This window comes from Lentilactobacillus buchneri (genome assembly GCF_018314255.1).
GTDB classification, from domain to species: Bacteria; Bacillota; Bacilli; order Lactobacillales; family Lactobacillaceae; genus Lentilactobacillus; species Lentilactobacillus buchneri.
In genome coordinates, this window is the sequence record NZ_CP073066.1 from 1,437,102 (window position 1) to 1,463,552 (window position 26,451).

The following is a 26,451-nucleotide window of genomic DNA, read 5'->3' on the forward strand; positions in this document are numbered from 1 at the left end:
TAATAGACCCTTTTTGTTAATGTTCAATGATAATGTTCCGGAAATTCACAAATCATTTTGATACCCAACCAATCCCTTGCTGGGCGCGCGATTGGCGTTTCCCTCCACTTAAGAAATCATCGTCAATCTTCATCAAACATGAGGAATATACTATGGTAAAATTAAAGTAATTTTAAAGAGGTGAGAGCAGTGACCCTTCAGTTTGTCTTAGGTCGAGCAGGTGTCGACCATCAATCGAAAATGATCGACATTCTGCGCCAGCAAAAATCAGACAATCCCCACGACCAATTTTTCTACTTGGTTCCAAACCACATTAAGTTTGAATCAGAAGTCAGTATTTTAAAACAACTTGGCGACGCCAACCAAATGACCACTGCTCAAAGTGATGTTCAGGTGTTATCCTTCACCCGATTAGCGTGGTTCTTTTTGCGCAACACACCGGAATATCAAAAGCAGCGGATCAGCAGTGCCGGTATCAATATGCTGCTGTATCAAATTATTGTTGATAACGCCGATCGATTGGTGCTCTTTGACCACGAAATTCATAATCCCGGGTTTATTGATCAGATTGCTACCCAAATTGCCGAGATGCAGGCCGGCAATGTCTTGCCTGAAGATCTTTTGGAAATGCTGCAGCGGCCTGACAGCACGATTACTAATGATCTGCGTGATAAACTCCACGATTTTGCCATTATTTATTCCCAGTATGTCAAACGCATTTCTGAGAATTATTTTGACAGCCACACCGTTTTGAACCTGCTGAGCAGCAAACTGCAGGACATTGATTTAAGTGGTTATCACTTCTATATTGACGGTTTTTCAAAATTCACCGCCCAGGAATGCGGCTTGGTGCAAACCTTGATCAACCAATCCGCTTCGGTGACGGTGTCATTGACGTTGGACCGGCCATACCCAACTGAACTGCCGGAACAGCCGAATATTTTCTTTCAGCCGGCTAAATTGTTCCATCAGCTCTATCGATTTGCCGCTGACAACCGGGTGCCTTATTTAAAGGCCGTCATGGCTGATCAGCCGCGGGTTGATGAAGATATGCAAAAATTAGAGGCCTATTGGATTACGTCCAGCAGTCTGGGAAACCACCAACTGCCCGACCAAATTTCCCCAAACTCGGTTCAAATTTATCAAGCTGACAACCTTTACTCCGAACTGGACCAAGTTGCCACGAAGATTCATCAAATGGTCGCCACCGGCAAGTACCGATACTCGGATTTTCTTATTTTGACCCGCCATTTGGACGCCTATCAAAATATTTTAGAGCCGGTGTTTACCACCCAGCAGATTCCCTATTTCAAGGATATTCAGCAGTCAATGGCTGACCATCCACTGGTGGAACTATTAGCAGCGCTATTTGATATCTACGACCCAAATCGAACCCGCAATTATCGCTATGATGACGTGATGCGGTTCTTAAAATCTGAATTAGTCCTACCAATGATTGATGGCAAGCCGATGGCCATTGATGATTATCGTCAAGCAGTGTCCTTGACCGACAACTTGGTGCTGAAAAACGATTACGCCGACACCCGCTGGACGCAAAAGGCTGATTGGCAGTACGTTTGGCTGCCGGACAGCGACGAAGAACAGAAGACCACAAAGATCACCGACCAAGATCGGGAAATTTCCCGCAAGATCAATATCATCCGCCATATGGTGCGAGATTTATTGCCCAATTTTTACAAACAATTTTTCAAAGCTAAAACCAACCAGGAAGCTGCTCAAATTCTCTACCAGTTTCTAGTGGATGCCGGCGTTGTTGACCGGCTCCAGGACTGGCGGGATGCGGCAACAGACGAGGGCGATATCAATCGTTCCAACCAAATTGAGCAGGTTTGGCGGACATTTTGTTCCCTGCTGGACGAATGTGTCCAAATTCTGGGGGACAAACCGTTTGTGCCCGGCGATTTTTGGTCACTCATCTATGCCGGCTTTGAAGGAGCGGACTATTCACAAATTCCGTCCACGCTGGATCAGGTGAGCGTCTCTGAAAGCGGCATGGTTCAGATGAATGATTATCGAGTCACGTTCATGATCGGCGCTAACGATGACAACATGCCGGATCGGCTAGTCAATGAAAATCTCTTTGGCGATGACGACATCAACCAACTCCAAAGCAACCTCAGTGACGATCAGTACTTAAATGATCCCGCCGAAGTCCAAATGGCTTTTGAACCGTACTTGAACTATTTGGCCTTCATGACCGCTTCGGACAAGCTTATCTTCACCTACACCAACAAATTAAACGACGAATCTGCTGTGAAACTTTCACCTTATGTTTCACGGATTCAGCATTTCTTTAACCTCAAAATCGTCAACAACCCGGCGATCCCCGATGATGAGCACGACGTGATGCCATACGTGGGCACCAAGAGCGGGACACTTCACCATTTGATTCAGGTCATTCAAAATAACTTTGATGTTCAGCAGGACTTGAGTGCCGGCTGGGCAGTGATTTTGCAGTACCTGCAGCAGGATCCGGAAGTCAGCCGGCAGACGTCCAAGCTGCTTAAAAGCATTAATTACACAAATGTTCCGCAGTCATTAGCACCTGAAATCATCACGGATCTATACGGTTCAGAACTAAATATTTCGATTTCTCAGCTGGAAACCTTCTATAAGAACCCCTATGAATATTTCCTCAAATATGGGCTAAAACTCCAGGAACGACCGAAGTTTGAGCTGTCGACGGCATCGACTGGGACCTTTTATCATGACGCCATGGACCGGATTATTAAGCAGATTCATGCCCAAAACATTGATTTGGCCAGCTTATCTGATCAAGATGTGAGCGACCTCGTCAAAGAAACCGTCGACCGAATCATCAATGATCCCCAAAACTTTGACTACGTTGTGCTGACCAGTTCCAATCGGATGCATTATATTTCCATGCAGTTAGCCGCAACCATCCAGCAGATGATCCGAGCCTTGCGTGACCAACAGAAACTGACGCCAATGCGGCCGCAAAATACTGAACTGATTTTTGGCCAGCCCAATCAAAAGCAGGCCCTCAATGGTCTAAGCTTTGATTTGGCTGATGATCATCAGGTTAAAGTGCGGGGCAGAATTGACCGAATTGATTCGATGACCACCAAGGACAAACGCTACTTCGGAATCGTTGACTACAAGTCCTCTGACCGCAAATTTGATTTCAATGCAGCTTATGACGGAACTTCGATGCAACTGTTGACGTATCTGGACGTGTTAAAGCACAATCTGGAACGGCTTAATCCCGATGATAAGGAAGTCGCCTTGGCCGGCGCGTTGTACCTGCACATTTATAATGCCGTCTTCAAACCCGAGGACCTTCAAAAGGTGACCTTTGACGATGCCTTGTTAAAGAAGCATCGCTATAACGGCATTTTGGTTGACGAGTCCGGCTTGATTGATCATTTGGATGAGGAGCTGGATAGCGGCTACTCACCGATTTATCCAATTAGAAAGACCGCCAAAGGCTACACGGGTAAAAAATCACTGATTAATCCACTGCAGTTAGATGCGTTTCTCACCCACACTGAGAAACTTATTGTCGATGCGGCAGAAAAGATTTTTGCCGGTGACGTTCGACTGTGGCCGTTTAAGCAGGGTCAAACCACCGGGATGCAGTTTACCCCGTACAAATCAATCATGAACTTTGACCCAATTTTGCCGGGTAACCAGTATCGGCCGGTTAACAGTGATTCGATTGAGGATATTAAGAAAAAATTAGGGGAGGAAAAGTCCGATGGCATTTGAATACACGCCTGATCAACTAAAGGCAATTAAAGACCGCCCGGCAGGCAATGTCCTGGTTTCCGCCTCTGCGGGATCCGGGAAGACCCGGGTGTTGGTCGATCGAATTATTGACATGGTCAAAAATCAGCACGTCGACATCGACCAACTCCTGGTGGTGACGTTTACCAACGCCGCTGCCAAAGAAATGCGCCAACGACTACAGGCAGCCCTCCGAGAAGAATTTAATCAGGCAGCTGAAGCCGAAAAGGGCCGGCTGCTCACCCAAATCCAAAAAGTCGCGGTGGCCGACATTACGACGATGGACGCTTATTGTCAGAAATTAGTCGGCAGATACTACTATCTCTTGGGAATCGATCCCAACTTCCGCATTTTGGCCGACGATACTGAAAAACAGCTGCTAAAAGATCAAGTTTGGGGAGCGGTTCGAGAAGACCTATATGGCAACGATGAAGATGGCTCATTTGCCCGATTGACGGAGAACTTTTCCAACGACCGCAGTGACGACGGCTTAGCCGACCTGATTTACCGATTGGACGAGTTCGCAAATGTTACCGACGATCCGGATGGTTGGCTGAATGCGGTCACCGATTTTTATGATCTTGGCGGCAAACCATTGTATGACAGTGATTTCTATCAACAAAACGTTGCCCCAAAGATTGCTGAAGCATTCACCAAACTTAAAATCAATCATCAGTACATGATTAAATTGGCCCAAAGCGGTGCCTTGGATAAGGACGAAAAAGCTTTCACTGACCAGCTGGCAGCCATTGAAGCCCTTCAAAAAGCGGTTTCAAATTGCACATCATTTGACGATGTCCGCAAGTCACTGACTGGTTTTGAATTTGCCGATTTGCCAAGGCTAACCAAACCGCAGGGTGAACAAAAACAGTTTCATGGCCAAATTCGCGCAATTAATCAACAAACCAAAAAAGACTTCAATGCCTTTTGCAATAAATATTTCGGTATGGACGAACAGGCCAACGTTGACCTGATGGCAGCCGCCAAGCAACGGGTGGCCAAACTGATTTCAGCGGTCAAAGCCTTTCGAACCGCTTACGAGGCAACCAAGCATCAGCGCCATTTGATGGAATTCATCGATATTGAGCAGGCTGCTTACCGGATTTTGAACGACGACAGCCCGCAGGCCCGCCAAGTTCAAGCAAAGCTCCGGGATCAGTATTATGAAATTATGACCGACGAATATCAGGATAATAACCGGCTTCAGGACGCCATTTTGAATAAACTGGCCAAAGAAGGCGGCGGAAACCGATTCATGGTGGGGGATTCCAAACAGTCGATTTATCGCTTCCGGCTGGCCGATCCCCAGATGTTCATTAATAAGCAGCGGACCTATTCGCTGGCTGATAATGACGATGAATTAATCACCTTGGCCGATAACTTCCGGTCAACTGAGAACGTCGATAATTTCATTAACTTAATCTTTGAGCAGATCATGGACCGCCAAGTTGGCGAAATTGATTATTCAGATGCCAAGCTGCAGTTTGGCGCCAAGTATTATCCAAAAGACGTAAACGCTGACGTTTCGGTGCTGCTGTACAGCCCTAAAAAGCCGCTGTCAGAAGGTGAGAACCTTCCTGCCGAGCAAGTTATGGATGCTGACGTTGGGCAGGTTGAAATCATTGCCCAAAAGATTCGCCAGATGGTCGATGATAAGGAATGGATTGCGGATGGCGATGGCGATCGACCGGTTGACTACGGTGACTTTGCTGTCATTTCGCCAACTCGGGGCAGCCAGATTACCATGTCTTCAATTTTCAAAGATTATGGCATTCCGGCCGAAATTACCGGTGCCAAGAGTTATCTGAAAACCACGGAAATTCAGGTGATGCTATCCCTGCTGTCGATTATCGACAATCCTTACCAAGATATCCCCTTGGTAGCCGTGCTGCGGTCGCCGATCGTCGGTTTGGATGAAAATCAGCTGGCCTATTTGCGGATTAATCAAAAGACGGGGAATTATTATGAGTCGGTATTGAAATTTTACCGGGACTATCCCAACGCTGAACCCAACAAATATGCTCAGGCAATCTATCCGTTAATCGACACCTTGTTCAAGCAGCTGGATCATTTTAAAAACGTTGCCAAACAAGACGGCTTGGTTGCCCTGATTTGGGAAATTTATAATCAAACCGGCTATTTGGATTATGTTGGCGGGATGCCCGGGGGCTATCAGCGCCAGACGAACCTGCATGCTTTGTATGAGCGGGCCTTTGATTACGAGAAGAATGGGTTTAAGGGTTTGTTCAGATTTGTCCTGTTTATCGAGCGAATGCAGGCCAGGGATGACGACTTAGCCACAGCGGTGCCGAACACTTCCGACAACATGGTTCACGTGATGACGATTCACGGCAGTAAGGGCCTCCAGTTCCCGATTGTCTTTTTGAATGATATTGGTAAACAATTCAACCAGCAGGACACCATGGGACGTGCCGTGTTGAATGATCATCTGGGAATTGGCATTTCTTATTTGGATACCAAAACCCGGGAGATTCAAGAACCTTTGCAACGCCAGGCCGTCTTGGATGTGACCAAAAATGCCGGTTTGTCTGAAGAAATGCGGAAGTTATACGTTGCCTTAACCCGGGCCGAGCAGCGGCTGTTCTTGGTCGGTAAAGTCGACCCAGGAAAAGGCGGGTCTCGCAAACCAACGTTAGATTTGCAGTCGATCGTTGAAAGCTGGCAGTCACAGACTGAAGAATCGGCCATCTTATTGCCAATGGCGGAGCGCAACAGCGCCAAAAGCTATTTGGACTGGATTGGTCCGGCAATTTCCCGTCATCCGGATGTGGTTAAAGACTATGGCGACAGCCGAATTGTCAACCTGCTCGCCGATGACCCCAGCCGGTTGAGCCTGGAATTTTATGACAATGCCAAGGTGGCTGAAGGAAAGAAGCGGGCTGGCCGTGTAGCGGTTGATCCTCGTAGTTGGCTCGATCAGCAGCAGCCGGTCGAATCCGATTCAGCCGTTGATCGCCGACAAATTAAGGCCATCATGAATTTCCGTTACCCACACCAGGCAGCAACTCGCACGACAGCCTACCAATCCGTTTCCGAAATTAAGCGGCTGTTCGATGATCCCGATAACGTCCAGCTGGGCAATTATTCGCTGATTGACAGCGATCAGCTGATCAAACCCGGCCGTTATACGCAGCCCAGTCTGGCTACGCCAAAATTTATTTCAGAAAATGGAACTCATAAACCCGCACCTACTGAGGTTGGAACGGCGACCCACTTGGTACTGCAGCAGATTGATTTACACCAACAGCCGACAAAGGCCACTATCGTTGAGTTGATCGCCAACCTGGTAAAGGAAGGCATTTTAGAAGAGAATGTTGCCGGAGAAATTAACGTCGACGGGATTCTGAGATTTTATGCGTCATCTCTGGGCGCGGTTGTTTTGGCTAACCCAGAGACAACTTACCGCGAAGTCCCGTTTTCACTATTAATGAAGGCTAAAAACGCTTTCAAGGATTTTGACCAAGATGATGATCAACCGATCTTGATTCACGGAATTATTGACGGCTATGTGGAGTCGGAGGCGGGCGTCGTGTTGTTCGATTATAAGACTGACCGACTGACCCCGAAGACCACTGTTGATACGGTTCATGAACGTTATGACGGCCAGATCCGCCTGTACGCGACTGCTTTGGATCAAATTCTCGGCAGGCCGGTTACAAAGAAATATCTGTATCTGTTATCATCAGATCAATTGGTTCCTGTTCAGTAGCACCACCACTTTGGAGAGATAGGAGATTTTTTAATGGTTAAATTTAATACATTACTGGTTCGCGGCGGCCGTCCCAATGACAACTCCACCGGAGCTGTGAACGTGCCGATCTACAACTCATCAACTTTTCGCTACCCCAAGCTGGGGGCGGATGTTAAATGGGACTATGAACGTTCCGGCAACCCAACTCGAGATGCCGTTGAAGACGTGTGTGCCAAATTGGAAAACGGTGACCGCGGCTTTGCTTTTTCAAGCGGGATGGCGGCCATTCATGCGGCATTGGCGCTCTTTAAGCCTGGCGATCATCTGATTATCGGCGATAACATTTACGGTGGGACTTTCCGACTGGTGAATGATTTTTTGAAGCCACGTGGGTTGGAATTCACCGAAGTTGATACCCAAGATGCCGATGCGGTGGCAGCGGCTTTCAAGCCGAATACCAAAGGCGTCTACTTCGAGCCGGTGACCAACCCGTTACTCAAGGTTTCAAGCGTCAAGCAGATTTCCCAAATTGCTCATCAACACAATGCCTTGGTGGTTGTCGACAATACCTTTTTGACACCTTATCTCCAACGCCCATTAGACTTGGGCGCCGATGTGGTGCTGCACTCGGCAACTAAATACTTGGGTGGTCATTCTGACTTTACGGCGGGGATGATTGTCACCAAAACCAAGGATTTGAGCGATCAAATTTATGCGATTCAAAATACCATTGGCGCAGTTTTGGCACCTCAAGAAGCCAACTTGCTTCGCCGTGGTATTCAAACCCTAAACATCCGGATGGATCGGCACATTCAAAACGCCGAGAAAATCATCGCTTATTTGCAAAGTAATCCCAAAGTCGCCAAGATTTATTACCCAACTGTTGACAAAACCAGTCAGGATTACCAAATCATCAGTGATGAAGCTAAAGGTGCCGGTGGGGTGCTCTCCTTTGAAGTCCAACCCGGATTGGACGCTGCCAAGTTTGTCAACAGCCTTCAGCTCATCATTCTGGCCGTTAGTTTGGGCGCTGCTGAAAGTTTGGTCGAAGTGCCGGCATTCATGTCACACTTCGAGATTCCCAAGCCAGAACGGCTTAAAATGGGTATTCAGGACGAATTGATCCGCCTGTCAGTCGGCTTGGAAGACGCTGACGACTTGATTGCTGATTTGGATCAGGCATTCCAACAAATTTAGTTTAAATAAAACAAACGGGTGAGACAATTTGTGTTGTCTCACCCGTTTGTTTTTATTCCTCTGTTATCTAGTTTAAACGTGCGGCAGTCGGCTGATCCCGGCCATTTAAGCAAATAATCCGGCTATTCCAAAGACAGGAATAACCGGATTATTTGCTTAAATTCTGGGATCAAAACGCCTTATGTCCCACTCTTTAATTTAGATTAATCACATTGACTAAGATAATTCCCATTACTAAAATCACCCCGACAAGGCCGACTGAGAACTTGGTAAACCATTTTCCGTTGACTTTATCGAGTAGGAAGAATGTGATTCCCAGACAAACTACGCCGATAACGTACATAATGATTAGTGCGGTCTTTACGGCAGCATCATCTTGTGCCATATTATCACCTCATTAACCATATTGTACTCCAACTTGTTCGCTTACCCAATAACCAGTTGGTAGGCATAGCGTGGGGATGCTTCGCTGTCTTTTTCAGCCATGTAAATCGTGCCCCGTTTGGTAAAACCATTCGTGGTGATCACGTGCTGCATTCCCAAGTTGTCGGGATGCGTGTCAATTCGGATATCTTTGTAACCCAGAACACCGGAAATGGTGATTAGGCCGCTGATCATCTTTTGGGATAGGTGCTGGCCGCGGAAATTCGACGACATGGCGATCCGATGAATGGCGGTATAGCGGCCGTGGACGCCGTTGACCCATTCGCCATCGTGAATGTTGAGGTAGTTGACGTCCAATCCTTGGTGGAGAGCTGCGGTTCCGGCGATTTGGCCGTCAATAATTAACACGTAGGTGATCCCGTTGTTGACATCAAACTCCAAGTCTTCGGTGGCCGGATAGCCATCCTGCCATTGGTCGATGCCTTGCTTTTTAAGGTAGGCTTTTGCTTCTTCAATAATTTTTTTGATTTCTGGAAGGTCTGCATTGGTTGCTTGACGCAAATAAGTTGCTGACATTTCGATTCACATCCCTGTTCATATTTCTAATTCAATTGATTAGATCAAAATAACACGAGAGTGAATTATAGAACAATATTATTTGGCATGCAATACAAAACATGTAAAAAGTTTTACTTTCTCATTTTTGGGGAAAGAAACCCGATACCATGCGATTCGCAGGTATCGGGTTTCTTATTTAACAGCTGGATTTTACTTCTTGTCGTCCAAGGCATCATTCACTTTCTTGGACGCCTTTTCCTTGGCATCTTCAACCTTATCTTTGGCTTTCCCAGATGTCTTTTGAGCTTTGCCTTTCAGCTTCAACTTGTCGTTTCCGGTTACGTCGCCAACGGTTTCTTTGACTTTGCCGATGACTTCATCGGACTTGTTTTTCAGATTTCCCATTAGTTTCACACCCTTTCCTTATCTCTACCATAAGCATACAGACTTTTTGAATGAATCACAAAAATAACGCCTCAGATTTGAAAATTGTTTCAGAATGGTTAATTCCCCATTTGTTGGCAATGATTCGCCATAGTTTATGATATTATAGTCATAATACTAGGGGGTGGTTTCGAAATGAATAAGGCCAGTTCGTCGGTAAATGATTCCGACACCCGTTCGAAACAACAAAAAATTCTCAGCATGTTGGGGTTAATGACTTCAAAAGTGCTGGGAGAAAATACTTACGCTAAGAGCTCAATCTATTCTGAACGAATTACCCGGGGCTTGCGGTCGTTTTTGCCCGGTCCGCTGCAGCCAAGTGTTTCGTTGGCAGAGTTTAAAATGTCCAAACCAATGCAGATGGGGTATTTGGCAGCCGCCAAGGATTTAAAACATGTCAGCATTGATCAATTTAACTATATGTCGCTGTGGGCGACCGGAGATGACGACAGTTCAGTCGTCAACCGGGCAGCCGGCACTCAATTTTCTGAATACTTAAGTCAGAGCCAGGCTCCTGAAAAGTACGTTGTTGGTTATAAGACAGCGGTGATTCAATTTGTCCGGGCGATTGCCGGCGCCGGTGGCGTTGTTTTCCGGATTAACTCTGCCTTGCAGAACCTGGATCTCAATCAACAGCGGACCCTGGTTAATCAGTGGTTTGACCACGTCAACGGCTATATGAACGGTGCTTCACCATTTAAAGCGATTAATAACCAAACGACCAAGCCATCGGCCATCGATGAGACGATCGCCACGGGCGTTGCCAGGGAAATTAGCGATGGCTTTTTAAGCAACCAGCCAGTCGGTAATGATGAACAGTCGCTGCTCGGAAATTATTCCTATAATGAAGACGATTTTAGTGACGAGCACGATTTACCCAAGATGATGACCGATGCGATCGGCAAAGTTTCGCTGACAGAAGATATTAATCTATTTGTCAACAACACGTTGGCCGGCATGGTCAATTCACTGGGATCAATCGGTTTATATGCGTTGGTTTACGCAAAATTCACTCAAAATAATCCCGATTTAGTCGGTGCTCCGATCACCAGTGCCGCTGATCAGGCAACGGTTCTTGCCAAGACCAAAGCCGCAGTTGAGGCAATTGGGAAATATTTGAACTTACCCCAATCAGGTGCTGATCTGGCAGAAAAGTTGGCTGTATTGAATTTAAGTAACGCCGGCAGTGCCAGAAATGCCAAACATCAGAACTATCAATTGCGATACAGTCGGGTGTTGGAAAATGACCGGCCACAGGTGAATGATCGCGGTGAAACGGTCAAGGTAGCCTATGGGATTTTTGAAACCACTCATCAGATTCTACAGAATGTTTTTTTAACGCCATTGATGGTGCAATATACGATGAGCAGAAATCAGTTGTTGACCCAAATTGCCTCCGGACAGTACACAACGTCACGGCAGGTGATTGAGCCGAGTTTCCAAGCTGCCGGAACCCTCTTTGATTATGTGGACGCCCTGGCGCGATTCCAGGTTGATCAATTAATTGGCCTGGTTGAACGGGGGAAGAAGGACGATGACGGGATGTCTGCTGCTGGAAGTTTCAGTGCCTTCAGTCATTTAATGCGGGTCTATCCGGAAGTTAAATCGATCAATCCTGCGTATGCTGAGATGACAAAAGCCACCAAGCGGGTTTATTATTGGCTGTATCAATCTTCGTTTAAAGACCACTTACCTGAAGATGAACAGATAAAACTTAATTAAAATAAAATAGGATCGTGGGTCAAACGTTGTCAGCGTTTAGCCTACGGTCCTATTTTTTGTGATTAAAGAAGTTTGATTGCCAGTGCGGAGCCCATCCCGCCGCCCATACAAAGAGAGGCAACGCCAAATTCTTGGTCGGTCCGGCGCAGATTATGCAATAACGTCGTCACGATGCGGGCACCAGAATCTCCGAGCGGATGACCCAGTGCGATTGCCCCACCGTTAATGTTAACTTTATCAACTGAAATGCCCAGATCACGAACAACTGCCACTGATTGAGAAGCAAAGGCCTCGTTGATTTCATAGAGGTCGATGTCGTTGACTGACATGTTGAGCTGGGAGACCAATTGATTAATGGCTAAGTAGGGCGCATACCCCATGACTTCCGGGTTGATCCCGCGCTCGGCGTAACCCAGCACCTCTGCCATTGGAGATAGTCCCAACTGGTTTGCCCGGTCTTCAGTCATCATGATCAGAGCAGAAGCGCCGTCGTTTAGTGGTGCACTGTTGCCGGCAGTGACGGATCCGTTCGGTTTAAAAGCGGGACGAAGGGCGGCCAGTTTTTCCAAATTTGTGTCGACCCGGATCGATTCATCTTGCGCTACGATGTGGGGAGCGTGTGATTTGGGTTGGTTGAGTTCAATGGGAATAATTTCATCATCAAAATAATGCTGTTCAGTAGCTCGCGCAGCCAGTTGATGTGATCGCAATGCAAAAGCATCCTGTTCTTCACGTGAGACATGATATTGATCGGCAACGTTTTCAGCAGTCATTCCCATTGGTTCATCCGTCGCGGAATCACTTAGGCCGTCTCGTTGCAGCCCATCATATAATGTGACCGGCCCAAACTTGGTTGCCTTTCGTTGTGACATGTTCAAGTAAGGAACGTTGGACATGCTTTCGGTTCCGCCGGCAATGACCGTTTCCACTTCCCCGAGAAGCAAGGCGGATTGTGCTTGATGGATTGCTTGCAGTCCTGAACCACAGACTTGGTTGACTGTGAAAGCTGTTTTGCTTTCTGGAATTTGACTGTTCAATTCGATTTGTCGGGCAATGTTTTGGCCATTTCCGGCCTGGATGGCGTTGCCAAAGATAACTTGATCAACTTGGCTGCCGGAAAGACTAGCATCTTTTAATAAAGCACGCGTGACTTTTGAACCAAGTTGTTCGGCAGTTAATGAAGATAATGAGCCGTTTAATTTGCCGATGGCTGATCGTTTGGCATCGATAATTACAATTTTCTTCAAATGATGACAGTTCCTTTCGCGAAGATTTCAATTGCCAGTATACAGGCTAAATGGTGTTTGCGGGGAGGATTTGTTCCCGGTATTAACAATCTTTAAGCTTTGTCAGCAACGATTTATTGAATTAATTTGAAATTACCTGTTGACCTCGGCCGAAATAGCTGATAATATATTACTCGTTGCTTCAATGACATGAACACATATACCAATTGCTAATTAAAAAGTTTTTGTTGACTTGAAAGATTGGCTGTTATATAATTGTTCTTGCTGTTAGAGGCAAGGGACACAAGGATTTGAATAAACGAACAATTCTAATTTATTCGCCAAAAATGTTTGTGTTCTGATGTAGACCTTTGAAAACTGAACAAAATTTTCGACAAACAAATGTGCAGGACGTTTCAATTCTTCGGAATTGGAACCAAACATTTGCGAAGTCAATTCGTAAAACAAATAATAAATTTAAATCATGAGCTATCACAGGCTTATCATTTTAAACAATTTAAGATGAGAGTTTGATCCTGGCTCAGGACGAACGCTGGCGGCGTGCCTAATACATGCAAGTCGAACGCGTCTCCGTTAATGATTTTAAGTGCTTGCACTTGAAAGATTTAACATTGAGACGAGTGGCGAACTGGTGAGTAACACGTGGGTAACCTGCCCTTGAAGTAGGGGATAACACTTGGAAACAGGTGCTAATACCGTATAACAACCAAAACCACCTGGTTTTGGTTTAAAAGACGGCTTCGGCTGTCACTTTAGGATGGACCCGCGGCGTATTAGCTTGTTGGTAAGGTAACGGCCTACCAAGGCGATGATACGTAGCCGACCTGAGAGGGTAATCGGCCACATTGGGACTGAGACACGGCCCAAACTCCTACGGGAGGCAGCAGTAGGGAATCTTCCACAATGGACGAAAGTCTGATGGAGCAACGCCGCGTGAGTGATGAAGGGTTTCGGCTCGTAAAACTCTGTTGTTGGAGAAGAACAGGTGTCAGAGCAACTGTTGACATCTTGACGGTATCCAACCAGAAAGCCACGGCTAACTACGTGCCAGCAGCCGCGGTAATACGTAGGTGGCAAGCGTTGTCCGGATTTATTGGGCGTAAAGCGAGCGCAGGCGGTTTTTTAGGTCTGATGTGAAAGCCTTCGGCTTAACCGGAGAAGTGCATCGGAAACCGGGAGGCTTGAGTGCAGAAGAGGACAGTGGAACTCCATGTGTAGCGGTGAAATGCGTAGATATATGGAAGAACACCAGTGGCGAAGGCGGCTGTCTGGTCTGTAACTGACGCTGAGGCTCGAAAGCATGGGTAGCGAACAGGATTAGATACCCTGGTAGTCCATGCCGTAAACGATGAGTGCTAAGTGTTGGAGGGTTTCCGCCCTTCAGTGCTGCAGCTAACGCATTAAGCACTCCGCCTGGGGAGTACGACCGCAAGGTTGAAACTCAAAGGAATTGACGGGGGCCCGCACAAGCGGTGGAGCATGTGGTTTAATTCGATGCTACGCGAAGAACCTTACCAGGTCTTGACATCTTCTGCCAACCTAAGAGATTAGGCGTTCCCTTCGGGGACAGAATGACAGGTGGTGCATGGTTGTCGTCAGCTCGTGTCGTGAGATGTTGGGTTAAGTCCCGCAACGAGCGCAACCCTTATTGTTAGTTGCCAGCATTCAGTTGGGCACTCTAGCAAGACTGCCGGTGACAAACCGGAGGAAGGTGGGGATGACGTCAAATCATCATGCCCCTTATGACCTGGGCTACACACGTGCTACAATGGACGGTACAACGAGTCGCGAAACCGCGAGGTCAAGCTAATCTCTTAAAGCCGTTCTCAGTTCGGATTGTAGGCTGCAACTCGCCTACATGAAGTTGGAATCGCTAGTAATCGTGGATCAGCATGCCACGGTGAATACGTTCCCGGGCCTTGTACACACCGCCCGTCACACCATGAGAGTTTGTAACACCCAAAGCCGGTGAGGTAACCTTCGGGGACCAGCCGTCTAAGGTGGGACAGATGATTAGGGTGAAGTCGTAACAAGGTAGCCGTAGGAGAACCTGCGGCTGGATCACCTCCTTTCTAAGGAAAAACGGAATCCTGCACATTGTCGAAAGTTTTGTTTAGTTTTGAGAGGTCTACTCTCAATTCGTTCTTTGAAAACTAGATAATATTAATTTTCTGTAATAATTTTTTTGAAATTGTATTTTATATAATTTCAACCGAGAACACCGCGTTATTTTGAGTTTGTTAACTAGAAAAAATCGCAAATACTCAATTAACTTTGCATTACGTAGTGATGTACAGGTTAAGTTAAAAAGGGCGCATGGTGGATGCCTTGGCACTAGAAGCCGATGAAGGACGGGACTAACACCGATATGCTTCGGGGAGCTGTACGTAAGCTTTGATCCGGAGATTTCCGAATGGGGAAACCCAGCAGTTTTAATCGACTGTTACTATATAGTGAATTCATAGCTGTATAGAGGTAGACGTGGGGAACTGAAACATCTCAGTACCCACAGGAGCAGAAAGAAATTTTCGATTCCCTCAGTAGCGGCGAGCGAACGGGGAACAGCCCAAACCAATGAGCTTGCTCATTGGGGTTGTAGGACTGAACATTTGAGTTACCAAAGTTGTTGATAATCGAACAATCTGGGAAGGTTGGCGAAACAGGGTGATAGCCCCGTAGGTGAAATCAATGACCCTCAGTTCAGGATCCTGAGTACGGCGACACACGTGAAACGTCGTCGGAATCCGGGAGGACCATCTCCCAAGGCTAAATACTCTCTAGTGACCGATAGTGAACCAGTACCGTGAGGGAAAGGTGAAAAGCACCCCGGAAGGGGAGTGAAATAGTTCCTGAAACCATGTGCCTACAAGCAGTTAGAGCCCGTTAATGGGTGATAGCGTGCCTCTTGTAGAATGAACCGGCGAGTTACGGTAACATGCCAGGTTAAGGTTTAAAAGCCGGAGCCGCAGCGAAAGCGAGTCTGAAATGGGCGTTTTAGTATGTTGCTGTAGACCCGAAACCAGGTGATCTACCCATGTCCAGGGTGAAGGTGCGGTAAAACGCACTGGAGGCCCGAACCCGTGTACGTTGAAAAGTGCTGGGATGAGGTGTGGGTAGCGGTGAAATTCCAAACGAACTTGGAGATAGCTGGTTCTCTCCGAAATAGCTTTAGGGCTAGCCTCGGACGTAGAATCATGGAGGTAGAGCCACTGTTTGGATGAGGGGCCCGTCATGGGTTACTAAGTTCAGATAAACTCCGAATACCATTGATTTTTATCCGGGAGTCAGACGGTGAGTGATAAGATCCATCGTCAAAAGGGGAACAGCCCAGACCACCAGTTAAGGTCCCTAAATATATGCTAAGTGGAAAAGGATGTGGAGTTGCATAGACAACTAGGATGTTGGCTCAGAAGCAGCCATCATTTAAAGAGTGCGTAATAGCTCACTAGTCGAGTGATTCCGCGCCGAAAATTTACCGGGGCTAAGCATATTACCGAGACTGTGGACTTGACCTTTGGTCAAGTGATAGGAGAGCGTTCTAAGGGCAATGAAGCTAGACCGTAAGGACTGGTGGAGCGCTTAGAAGTGAGAATGCCGGTATGAGTAGCGAAAGATCAGTGAGAATCTGATCCACCGAATGACTAAGGTTTCCTGGGGAAGGCTCGTCCTCCCAGGGTTAGTCGGGACCTAAGCCGAGGCCGAAAGGCGTAGGCGATGGATAACAGGTTGAGATTCCTGTACTAGTTGATGATGTTTGAGCGATGGAGGGACGCAGGAGGCTAAGTTGTGCATCCAGTTGGAAAGGGATGTTCAAGCCACAAGTCAGTCAAAGAGTCAAATGCTTTTTGGCGGGTTGACAAGTGGTGATGAGGACCGAAATTTAAGTAGGGAAGCAACCAACGTCACACTGCCGAGAAAAGCTTCTAGTGAGTCATCAACTACCCGTACCGCAAACCGACACAGGTAGTCGAGGAGAGAATCCTCAGGTGAGCGAGTGAACTCTCGTTAAGGAACTCGGCAAAATGACCCCGTAACTTCGGGAGAAGGGGTGCTGTGCGCAAGCACAGCCGCAGTGAAAAGGCCCAGGCGACTGTTTATCAAAAACACAGGTTTCTGCAAAATCGTAAGATGACGTATAGGGGCTGACGCCTGCCCGGTGCTGGAAGGTTAAGTGGATGAGTTAGCTTCGGCGAAGCCCAGAAATGAAGCCCCAGTAAACGGCGGCCGTAACTATAACGGTCCTAAGGTAGCGAAATTCCTTGTCGGGTAAGTTCCGACCCGCACGAAAGGCGTAACGATCTGGGCACTGTCTCAACGAGAGACTCGGTGAAATTAAGATACCTGTGAAGAAGCAGGTTACCCGCGACAGGACGGAAAGACCCCATGGAGCTTTACTGTAGCTTGATATTGGGTGTTGACACAGCTTGTACAGGATAGGTAGGAGCCATTGAAGCCGGAACGCTAGTTTCGGCAGAGGCGTTGGTGGGATACTACCCTCGCTGTGTGAACACTCTAACCCGCGCCACTTAGCGTGGCGGGAGACAGTGTCAGGTAGGCAGTTTGACTGGGGCGGTCGCCTCCCAAACAGTAACGGAGGCGCCCAAAGGTTCCCTCAGAATGGTTGGAAATCATTCAACGAGTGTAAAGGCAGAAGGGAGCTTGACTGCGAGACAGACAGGTCGAGCAGGGACGAAAGTCGGGCTTAGTGATCCGGTGGTACCGTATGGAAGGGCCATCGCTCAACGGATAAAAGCTACCCTGGGGATAACAGGCTTATCTCCCCAAGAGTCCACATCGACGGGGAGGTTTGGCACCTCGATGTCGGCTCATCGCATCCTGGGGCTGTAGTCGGTCCCAAGGGTTGGGCTGTTCGCCCATTAAAGCGGTACGCGAGCTGGGTTCAGAACGTCGTGAGACAGTTCGGTCCCTATCCGTCGCGGGCGCAGGAAATTTGAGAGGAGCTGTCCTTAGTACGAGAGGACCGGGATGGACATACCGCTGGTGTACCAGTTGCGCCGCCAGGCGCACCGCTGGGTAGCTACGTATGGATGAGATAAACGCTGAAAGCATCTAAGTGTGAAACTTACCTCAAGATGAGATTTCCCATTCCTATATGGAAGTAAGACCCCTGAGAGATGATCAGGTAGATAGGTTGGAAGTGGAAGTGCAGTGATGTACGGAGCGGACCAATACTAATCGGTCGAGGACTTAACCAAGTAGAAATGGTGTTCAAGGGCAGAAAATTAATATTAGCTAGTTTTGAGAGAACGAAGTTCTTTCAAGGAAAAATAGTGTGGTGGCGATAGCCAGAAGGATACACCTGTTCCCATGCCGAACACAGAAGTTAAGCTTCTGCACGCCAAGAGTAGTTGGGGGATCGCCCCCTGCGAGGGTAGGACGTTGCCACGCAATTTAGAAAGTCTTCAATGGTATTTACTATTGAAGGCTTTTGTTTTATATTGAAATAGTACATATTTTTGGGAAAATGGGTGAAATTATGAAACGATACAGAGCTTACCGGCTGAGCCTCGGCTGGCAGATTCTTATTGGTCTATTACTTGGTGTCTTTTTTGGTGTGATTTTCTACAAAAACAATACCGCGATAACGGCCATGCAGAATATTGGAACCATGTTTATCAACTTGATTCAAATGATTGTTTTACCGATTGTCGTTTCATGTTTAACAGTTGGAATTGCCAGTATGGGAGATATTAAGAAACTCGGTCGAGTTGGTCTCAAGACGATCATCTATTTCGAGTTGATGACAACCATCGCCATCGCCCTTGGAATGGTTGTCGCAAACGTCCTACATCCTGGGACACTGATTGATATTCACTCGCTGCACGGATCTGATATCAGCCAATATATGGCAACCGCCAAGACTGCGCAGCATACCGGTATCTGGGGGACATTGCTGGGAATTATTCCAACCAACATCTTCAAGTCCCTAGCAAATGGGGATATGATGCCAGTCATTTTCTTCTCAGTTTTCTTTGGTTTAGGAATTGCCGCCATTGGTGAAAAGGGACAGATTCTAATTGACGGTTTGAATGCAGTTGCCGAAGTCATGTTTAAAGTGACTAACTGGGTCATGCATGCCGCTCCCATCGGAGTCTGTGCCTTGATTGGAGTTGCCTTGGCTGAAATGGGGATTGGTGCCTTAATCCCACTCGGTTATTTTGTGGCAATTGCTTATGTCACGATGGCCGCGTTCATTCTCATTATTATGGGGATCGTTGCCAAGATCTTTGGCTTTAGTATTTTTGATCTCTTGCTAGTCATTAAGGATGAAATTGTTTTGGCATTTTCAACGGCTAGTTCTGAAGCCGTTTTGCCTAAGATGATTGAGAAAATGGACAAATTTGGGAGTAGTCAAGGAATCGTCTCGTTTGTCATTCCCACAGGCTATACTTTTAACCTGGATGGGTCGGCAATCTATCAATCGATTGCTGCCTTGTTCCTCGCTCAGGCTTATCATATTAACCTCTCGATCGGCCAACAGATCACTTTGCTGGTGGTGCTGATGATTACTTCTAAAGGAATGGCCGGGGTTCCAGGGGCCTCATTTGTGGTTTTGCTGGCGACTATTTCGACCATCGGGGTACCAGTTACCGGACTCACTTTTATCGCCGGAATTGACCGAATTGTCGACATGGGTCGGACTGCCGTGAACGTGGTGGGGAACTCACTCGCTACGGTTGTCATTGGTAAATCTGAAAAAGAGTTTGACGAAGAGAAATCCAAGAAATATATTGCATCATTTAAAAAGAAAAAACCTGTCGAAGAAGCTGGATAGGTTACTAAGATAAAGGCCGGGACAAAACTGAATGTTTTGCTCCGGCCTTTTTGTATTCTAACGACAAATTAAAAGCCGCCAACGAATTTACGTTGACGGCTTTATAATGTTATTGGTCGATAAGATAGCAGTCATCTTTCAAGAATCAGTTTCCACCGGATTCTTGGAGGTATGGTCCTCATAATTACTATTATTATCGCTTTATGTGTGGCAATTTAACACGATTAATTGATTTCTCCCCAATTAGTTTCCTAAAAGGTGAAGCGTTTTTCGACTATGAGTAGTCGACCGGACACAAGTACGCCAGTACCAACGTGTTCGAGACCACCGAGAAATTGCATTAACCGAATTCCCAAAAGTTGACTCATCTAAACAAACGAAGTCGGGAAATTTCTTGTGATGCGCTTAGCTGTAAAGCTAGTAAGCAAGAAACAAAACGTTTAGAGTCGTCAAACAATTATTCAATTCGGGAAGATCGGTTACAACAATTTCTCGTTAACGATTAAGTCGTGAGAGAGTTATCACAACCGGGCTTCCCTTGGTAGACTGATGCTTCGTCGCTCCTGGGTCTATAAATTCTGCTGTCATAACTCTCACCTCTTCAAAGTTTTATTTGGTAATGAAAAGTGTCCAGCCGTTCAACGACTGGACACATCAAAAATACTTCTCGCCAGTCGTTGAGCTTTAGCACTATGTGATGTAGTTAAAAATTAACAGCTACGTTAGTCCAAGCCTTACTTTGACCTGGACAGCTGACTCATTGGCGTTTTTCGACGTTTCTGAGCAGTAGCATTTTCCACATAGGAGCCTCACCTAACAGCTTTATTCATTTTTCATTCCACAAGTTATAATATCACGTCAACCAATTATGCGCAACAATTAGGCTTACATATCCATTCCAGGAATATTCAGATCTTCAACCTTAACACCACGCTCTTTAGCAAAGGCATTCATCAAAGTATCCATATCCATTAGCTTGTATTGCTTTGGATGATCCGGATCATAAACCTCAAATTGCGCCATCATGCCACCATCTTCGTGTTCAATAATGTGGCAGTGGTTCATGAAGACGCCTAGATGATTGAACCAAACTTTCAGCCGAACGGTTTCGCCAGGGTTGACGCCGACCGTATCTTTCAAGCCATTTTCATTTGGATAAGGCGCATGGCCGTTTCTGGAAACCACCCTGAACTGTGTCCCGTGCATGTGGTAGGGGTGGACCATCCCGTTACTCATATCGTTGGTGTTGCTGATGTCCCAATATTCCACGTTGCCGAGCTTTTGTTTGTCGTCGATCCGCTGCATATCAAATTTCTTCCCGTTCATCATGACTTCTTCATCCATTCCAGACATAACAACCTTGTGGACTGGTGCACCTGGGGTGACATCCGGATCAGGAATGTCCACCAGATGATCAGGCAAGGTGGTATTGTCCGGCGCAAATTCATGGATTCTAAAGCGCATGATTGGCACGTCGTCACAGAACAAGGAGACTTCATCGCCGGGCTTGTATTGGCCAAAGTCGACGATAACTTCCGCCCGCTCAGCACACGTGAGCATCAGGTGGGTAAAATCAACCGGTTCAGGGAGAATGCCACCATCTGAAGCGATTTGGGTAAATTTCAAATCATCACTAAAATGCAGCCGCCATTCACGGCGGTTAGCACCGTCCAGAAAGCGTAATCTAAGCCGCTGGGTTGTTACATCAAAGTATGGATTAATGGTCCCGTTGATCATCGCAGTCGGCCCCTGCACGCCGTCAGGGTCATAGTCAGCCATGTAATCCCACTGATTGTCTTCATGGAAGCGACGATCCTGCAAAATGACGGGAATGTCGTCAACCCCATAATTTCTTGGGAATGGTAGCTTGGCTTCAACGTCATCTTTGACAACGACAGCCGTAGCTAATCCCTTCCAAACATGTTCGGCCGTTGCTGGGCATGGGTGCGCGTGAAGCCACAAGGTTGCCGCAACTTGGTCGCATTTAAAATCAATGTGGGTGCTTTCACCTGGATAAACCGGCGCGTGGCAGCCACCATCCGTGATGGGACCGGGGACGTTTAAACCGTGCCAATGAAAAGTGGTTAGTTCAGGTAATTCATTTTTTAAAGTAATATGAATCATTTTGCCCTTTTTGAACAAAATGGTTTTACCAAGTAAATCAGTATTATAGCCCCATGTCTTGGTCTTCTTACCAGGCATCAGCTGTGCTTCACCGGTTTGGGCGATGACCGTGTAGTACATGTCAGTATCGGTCTCTTTATCCGGCTTAAGCAATTCCGGAATCTTCAGCGGCTGCTGTGGTGTCTTAGGTTCCTCAAGGGGAACAAAGCCACCGTCATGGGTATTGTAAGCTGGTTCGTCAAAAAAATAATCTGTGTAAACTTTTCGTTCTGACATTTTATCCGCATCCTTTGTTTATATTGGATTCAATTTAATAATACTACTAAATTAGACGCCAATACAGGATTTGTGGCATAATGGAAATACAAGAGGAGGTGGCACTGTGGCAGATGTAGTATCTTTCGACAAGTTAGATGAGACAGCAACCAATCAAGCAGTGGAAGACTTTATCGATTTTTACCTTCGATGGTTCAAGAAAAATGATTTGGAAATTTTGGCTGAGTACAAGATTGACTATTACTTGGCTGACATTAACCATTACATTTTCGAAAACAAGTCCTTCACGCCAGAACAGATGAGAAAAGATTTACTGGAACAACGCGGAAACGACCTTAAACACGTGATTTCAGTGATCAACCCAGAGTATGATGAGAACGGGAGCCTGAAGGCAGGTTCTTGGGATCAATGGTACCAGGCAAAGTTTGAAAAAGTTCCTGATCGCGACTAGGCTTTTGAATATACATTCAATTGTGAATTTGCTATTATTGAGCTATACAGAGTAGTGGGAGGGATTTTCATGGCTAAAGGAAAGACCGAAAAATCAAAGAAAAAGCAAAGTTCCAAGAAATTGCAATATAAGACTGACGTTGATGTCCATCAAATGGTTATCAACAAATCAGTCATGTCTTTGAAGGTACCGACGATTCTTGCACAAAAGGAAGCTCAGGGGTTGTTAACCAAGGCCATTGATGACGGGATTACCCCTTACTACCTCAAGCAAGAAACGATTGAACGATTAGGTGGCATTAGTCACCACGAATAAAACAGCGGGCGTTCATTACCTGGTCTGGTCGACTGGGACTGATGGACGTCGGGTAACGAATTTCACAAAAGACCAGCACGCTGAGACGTCTAGTAATCTCAGGTGCTGGTCTTTTTTTGTGGTAGAAAAGTGTTGCAGGTTTTCCTGCATGAATCTATGGTACTTAAATCGAAGAAGTGATCTCACAAGTTGTTTTTTGGTGCCATCTTGTCGACATGCAGTTTATAAAGGTCCCGGTTGAGCAATTTTTCGTCGGATGCCACTGCAATCGCGGTTGTCGTATCTCCAACCACGTTGAGGACGGTTCGAAACATTCCTGAGAACCAGTCAATGCCGGCTAAAATGGCAATGCTTTGCAATGGCAGTCCCAAAGTTGGGACAACGATTGTCAATGCAACCAGGCCGCCGCCGGGAACGACAACCGTTCCCAAGCAAGCGATCACTGACAGCAGGACAATTTTGACCATCGACATTGGTGAAACAGACATCCCGTAAAGTTGGGTGAGCGTCAAGCATGACAGTGACAAATACATCGCCAAACCATTGCTGTTTAACGCCATCCCCAGCGGTAATACCAGTTGGCTAATCGATTTTTCGACCCCCAACCGGTTTTCAGCATCTTCCATTTCAATTGGAAGTGAAATTGCTGACGAAGTTGTTGTAAAAGCAACTAAAATAATTCTTGAAAAGCCGCGGACCAATCCTCTGAGCGGTACTTTGGCGTACCAGCTGATGAAGCTAAACAGGACAATCAAGAAAGCGATCGAGCCCAGCCCAAATGCGGTTAGGAACTTGAGCAGGGGCAGGATGACTTTAATCCCGCTGGTAGCGGTGACCCAGGCCATCAAGGCGGCAATTCCGATGGGGGCGAGCTTCATCACCAGCATGACCAGCTTGACAGTTAGCTGGTTCATCTGTTTGACGAAACTCAACACTTGATTGAATTTGCCGTCAGTATTGGCACGGTTCAAAACGATCCCAAACAGAATTGCGAAAATAATCACCTGAATCACATTACCTTTGGCGAGGGCGTCAAAAATGTTTGTCGGAAAGAAATCTAAGACAGTCTGGCTAAAACTAGTCCCTGCCTTGGCGACCGTTGCAGATGTGCTGACCGAAGCCAGCTTGATGCCGCTGCCCGGATTGACTGCGTAGCCAATGGCCAAGCCGAGGACTGCTGCAATTAAGGTTGTGATCAAGAACCACATGGCAGTTTTGCCACCCAATCTTCCCAGTTGATCGGATTTTAAGCTGCCCAGTGCTTCGATGACCGCCCCGAAAATGAGCAGGACGACCGCCATTTGAATCAGGCGAAGGAAAATATTTCCCAGTAATTGGATGCCGGCGATTTTTGGACCAAATGCCAATCCAAGAAGTGCCCCGCCAATCATGCCGATTCCAATTTGTGCAGTTATACTAATGTGTTTCAAAATGGTTCCCCCAAACTTAATAGGCTTGTTGGTGGAGGCTTGCGGCTAACAGCTCAACGCCGCGAAGTAAATCTTCTTGGCTGGTGTTCTCAGCTGGCGCATGGCTGATGCCGTTGATGCTTGGGACAAAAATCATTGTCGTCCGAGTGTGCTTAGCCATGATTTGACTGTCGTGACCGGCACCGGAGGCCAGCTGAATGGATTTGAAGCCCAGTTGATTAGCAATTGCCTGATTATTCTCGAGCAATTGGCGATCCAGCCGGGTAACGTCGCTTTTCGCCCAGCGATTGGCCGTGCTGGTAATCCGTTGGTTGCCAGGAGCCGTAACGGTTTGCTGAAGGAGTCGTTCAAATTGATCCAAAACGGCTTCATCACTATTCCGGCAGTCAACCGTAAACGTGACCAGGCCGGGGATAACGTTGGACGTATTGGGCGAAATGTGCATTTCCCCAACCGTGAAAGTTAAATCCGGATTCAATCGACGGGCCTGTTCTCGCAGGGCGACGATGAGATCCACAGCGTGCTGCAGGGCATCCGCTCGGTCATTCATCGGCGTGGTGCCGGCGTGATTGGCGATCCCCTTAACGGTGACGGTGTACCGGCGTTGGCCGACAATGCTTTTAACCAAGCCGATTTGTAAACCCTGGTCAATTAATCGCGGTCCCTGTTCGATGTGCAGTTCGGTAAAGGTGTCCGGTAAATCCGGCAGTTGGTGGTGAACGCCAGCGAGCATCAACTTGATAACCGCCTGTTTTCGAGCATCATCAAATTGAATGCCGGCAGGATCCTTCATCGTCAAATCCACCTGTTGGCCGGTATAGTGCTTCGAACCGGTAAAGGTATCCGGAAAGCGGCTGCCCTCTTCTTCGCTGAATGAAATCAGTCGAAGCGTTTTCTGCGGACGGCCGAATTCTGTTACCAGATTTTCAATTGCCTGAAGGCCACCAAGTACCCCGTACAAGCCGTCATATTGACCGCCTTGCGCGACAGTATCAATGTGTGAGCCGGTCGCAATGACTGCTTCCGGTTCTGTGGTTCCCGGCATATCCAGATAGGCAGTCCCAAAGTCATCAACGCTTACCTGAAAGCCAAGCTCAAGCCCCCATTTGATGACTTGTCTTTGAGCCTCAACCCAGGTTGGTGAATAGACCAGCCGGTTTTGACCGGCTTCGTTGGTCTTAAATTGGTTGATTGTCGCTAAACGATGTGCGAGTTCAGTTAATTGGGTTGTTGTCATATGACCGCCCCTATTTTACCGCGCTGACACCAGTAAGTGGCGATGAGGCAACCGCCCCGTGTTCGATGACCCGGCCTGGTTTTGCTAAGTAAGCTTTGCGGCCTGCTTCAACGGCCGGCTTGAAGGCTTCGGCCATTAACGGAATGTTGCCGGCGGTCGCCATTGAGGTGTTGGCCATGACAGCTGCGGCACCCATTTCCATGGCTTCGGCAGCTTGACTTGGTCGACCAATGCCGGCGTCAACGATAATTGGCAGGTCAATTTCGTCAATCAAAATTTGGATTAAGTCTTTGGTGGACAATCCTTTGTTGGTACCGATTGGTGCGCCCAAAGGCATGACGGTGGCAGCTCCGGCATCGACCAACTGGTGAGCGACATTCAAGTCCGGCAGCATGTACGGCATGACGATGAAGCCTTCGTTAGCCAAAACTTCGGTTGCCTTGAGGGTTTCGTAGTTGTCCGGCATCAAATATTTCTTGTCGGGAACGACTTCCAATTTGATGAAATTGCTGCCGCTTAGTTCACGGGCAATTCGCGCAGTCCGAATGGCTTCTTCAGCGTTGGTCGAGCCTGACGTGTTGGGCAAAATGGTGATGCCTTCAGGAATGTAGTTTAAGATGTTTTCCTTGCCGGTCTTGTTGCGGCGCAGGGCCATCGTGATGATTTGTGCCTTGGCGTTATTAATGGCTGAATCAATCAAATCGTATGAATATTTTCCTGAACCTAAAATAAATCGAGATGTGAAGGCGTGTCCGCCAATCATTAACTCATCTTTTTCGTTTGCCATGAA

At 47.1% G+C, this 26,451-nt stretch carries 15 protein-coding genes, 3 rRNA genes and 1 riboswitch; of the genes, 10 read left to right on the forward strand and 8 right to left on the reverse strand.

The annotated features are described in order from the left end of the window. The first annotated feature begins 189 nt into the window (after positions 1-189). From KE627_RS06880 to KE627_RS06890, 3 genes are read left to right on the forward strand one after another with little or no spacing between them, the layout of a single operon-like run. Positions 190-3,750 carry a PD-(D/E)XK nuclease family protein gene (locus KE627_RS06880; protein ID WP_056938925.1) on the forward strand — a complete coding sequence of 1,187 codons (3,561 nt, stop codon included), beginning with the start codon at positions 190-192 and terminating at the stop codon, positions 3,748-3,750. Beyond that, entirely contained in the window at positions 3,740-7,498 is a 3,759-nt protein-coding gene (gene addA / locus KE627_RS06885; protein WP_146971953.1) for a helicase-exonuclease AddAB subunit AddA, read from the forward strand. Before KE627_RS06880 ends, addA begins: the two co-directional genes overlap by 11 nt. 33 nt (positions 7,499-7,531) lie before the next feature. Then, on the forward strand, positions 7,532-8,677 hold the full coding sequence (locus KE627_RS06890) for a trans-sulfuration enzyme family protein (protein WP_013728951.1): 1,146 nt from the start codon (positions 7,532-7,534) through the stop codon (positions 8,675-8,677). Positions 8,678-8,870: 193 nt separating this feature from the next. Here the strand turns inward: KE627_RS06890 and KE627_RS06895 are convergent, their stop codons facing one another. The 3 genes from KE627_RS06895 to KE627_RS06905 all read right to left on the reverse strand — a co-directional run bounded on the left by KE627_RS06895 (position 8,871) and on the right by KE627_RS06905 (position 10,024). Beyond that, on the reverse strand, positions 8,871-9,062 hold the full coding sequence (locus tag KE627_RS06895; protein ID WP_013728950.1) for a hypothetical protein: 192 nt from the start codon (positions 9,060-9,062) through the stop codon (positions 8,871-8,873). Between the two features lie 41 nt (positions 9,063-9,103). After that, complete coding sequence (locus KE627_RS06900) at positions 9,104-9,637, reverse strand: GNAT family N-acetyltransferase (RefSeq protein ID WP_013728949.1); 534 nt, start codon at positions 9,635-9,637, stop codon at positions 9,104-9,106. Positions 9,638-9,829: 192 nt separating this feature from the next. Next, positions 9,830-10,024: a CsbD family protein gene (locus KE627_RS06905; protein ID WP_013728948.1), complete on the reverse strand. Its 195-nt coding sequence runs from the start codon at positions 10,022-10,024 to the stop codon at positions 9,830-9,832. Positions 10,025-10,198: 174 nt separating this feature from the next. On the opposite strand from KE627_RS06905, the gene KE627_RS06910 reads away from it, so the two are divergent. Continuing rightward, positions 10,199-11,785 carry a hypothetical protein gene (locus KE627_RS06910; RefSeq protein ID WP_013728947.1) on the forward strand — a complete coding sequence of 529 codons (1,587 nt, stop codon included), beginning with the start codon at positions 10,199-10,201 and terminating at the stop codon, positions 11,783-11,785. Positions 11,786-11,847: 62 nt separating this feature from the next. Here KE627_RS06910 and KE627_RS06915 read toward each other — a convergent pair whose 3' ends face one another. Further along, the gene (locus KE627_RS06915; RefSeq protein WP_013728946.1) at positions 11,848-13,032 is read right to left on the reverse strand and encodes a thiolase family protein; all 1,185 of its coding nucleotides are present in this window, start codon (positions 13,030-13,032) and stop codon (positions 11,848-11,850) included. A gap of 497 nt (positions 13,033-13,529) precedes the next feature. On the opposite strand from KE627_RS06915, the gene KE627_RS06920 reads away from it, so the two are divergent. The 4 genes from KE627_RS06920 to KE627_RS06935 all read left to right on the forward strand — a co-directional run bounded on the left by KE627_RS06920 (position 13,530) and on the right by KE627_RS06935 (position 19,828). After that, positions 13,530-15,104: ribosomal RNA gene (locus tag KE627_RS06920) — 16S ribosomal RNA — on the forward strand. A 224-nt stretch (positions 15,105-15,328) separates the two neighbouring features. Further along, a 23S ribosomal RNA gene (locus KE627_RS06925) occupies positions 15,329-18,248 on the forward strand. 76 nt (positions 18,249-18,324) lie between these two features. Continuing rightward, positions 18,325-18,441: ribosomal RNA gene (gene rrf / locus KE627_RS06930) — 5S ribosomal RNA — on the forward strand. The 16S, 23S and 5S rRNA genes sit together here, the layout of an rRNA operon. A gap of 88 nt (positions 18,442-18,529) precedes the next feature. Further along, on the forward strand, positions 18,530-19,828 hold the full coding sequence (locus KE627_RS06935) for a cation:dicarboxylate symporter family transporter (protein ID WP_056939273.1): 1,299 nt from the start codon (positions 18,530-18,532) through the stop codon (positions 19,826-19,828). A gap of 662 nt (positions 19,829-20,490) precedes the next feature. Next, positions 20,491-20,656: riboswitch (M-box (ykoK) riboswitch) on the reverse strand. Between the two features lie 57 nt (positions 20,657-20,713). Here the strand turns inward: KE627_RS06935 and KE627_RS06940 are convergent. Next, the gene (locus KE627_RS06940; protein WP_013728944.1) at positions 20,714-22,228 is read right to left on the reverse strand and encodes a multicopper oxidase family protein; all 1,515 of its coding nucleotides are present in this window, start codon (positions 22,226-22,228) and stop codon (positions 20,714-20,716) included. Between the two features lie 106 nt (positions 22,229-22,334). Here KE627_RS06940 and KE627_RS06945 point away from each other — a divergent pair, with 106 nt between their 5' ends. Both KE627_RS06945 and KE627_RS06950 read left to right on the forward strand, forming a co-directional pair. Beyond that, positions 22,335-22,679, forward strand: a complete 345-nt coding sequence (locus KE627_RS06945) for a hypothetical protein (RefSeq protein WP_013728943.1) — start codon at positions 22,335-22,337, stop codon at positions 22,677-22,679. 69 nt (positions 22,680-22,748) lie between these two features. Further along, entirely contained in the window at positions 22,749-22,994 is a 246-nt protein-coding gene (locus KE627_RS06950; protein WP_013728942.1) for a hypothetical protein, read from the forward strand. A 182-nt stretch (positions 22,995-23,176) separates the two neighbouring features. On the opposite strand, the gene KE627_RS06955 is transcribed toward KE627_RS06950, so the two are convergent. Genes KE627_RS06955 through KE627_RS06965 form a run of 3 tightly spaced genes read right to left on the reverse strand, consistent with a single transcriptional unit; the run spans position 23,177 to position 26,448 of the window. Then, positions 23,177-24,424, reverse strand: a complete 1,248-nt coding sequence (locus tag KE627_RS06955; protein WP_013728941.1) for a dicarboxylate/amino acid:cation symporter — start codon at positions 24,422-24,424, stop codon at positions 23,177-23,179. 16 nt (positions 24,425-24,440) lie between these two features. Next, positions 24,441-25,661: a Zn-dependent hydrolase gene (locus KE627_RS06960; protein WP_013728940.1), complete on the reverse strand. Its 1,221-nt coding sequence runs from the start codon at positions 25,659-25,661 to the stop codon at positions 24,441-24,443. Between the two features lie 10 nt (positions 25,662-25,671). Continuing rightward, entirely contained in the window at positions 25,672-26,448 is a 777-nt protein-coding gene (locus KE627_RS06965; RefSeq protein ID WP_056939272.1) for a thiazole synthase, read from the reverse strand. Positions 26,449-26,451: the final 3 nt, after the last annotated feature.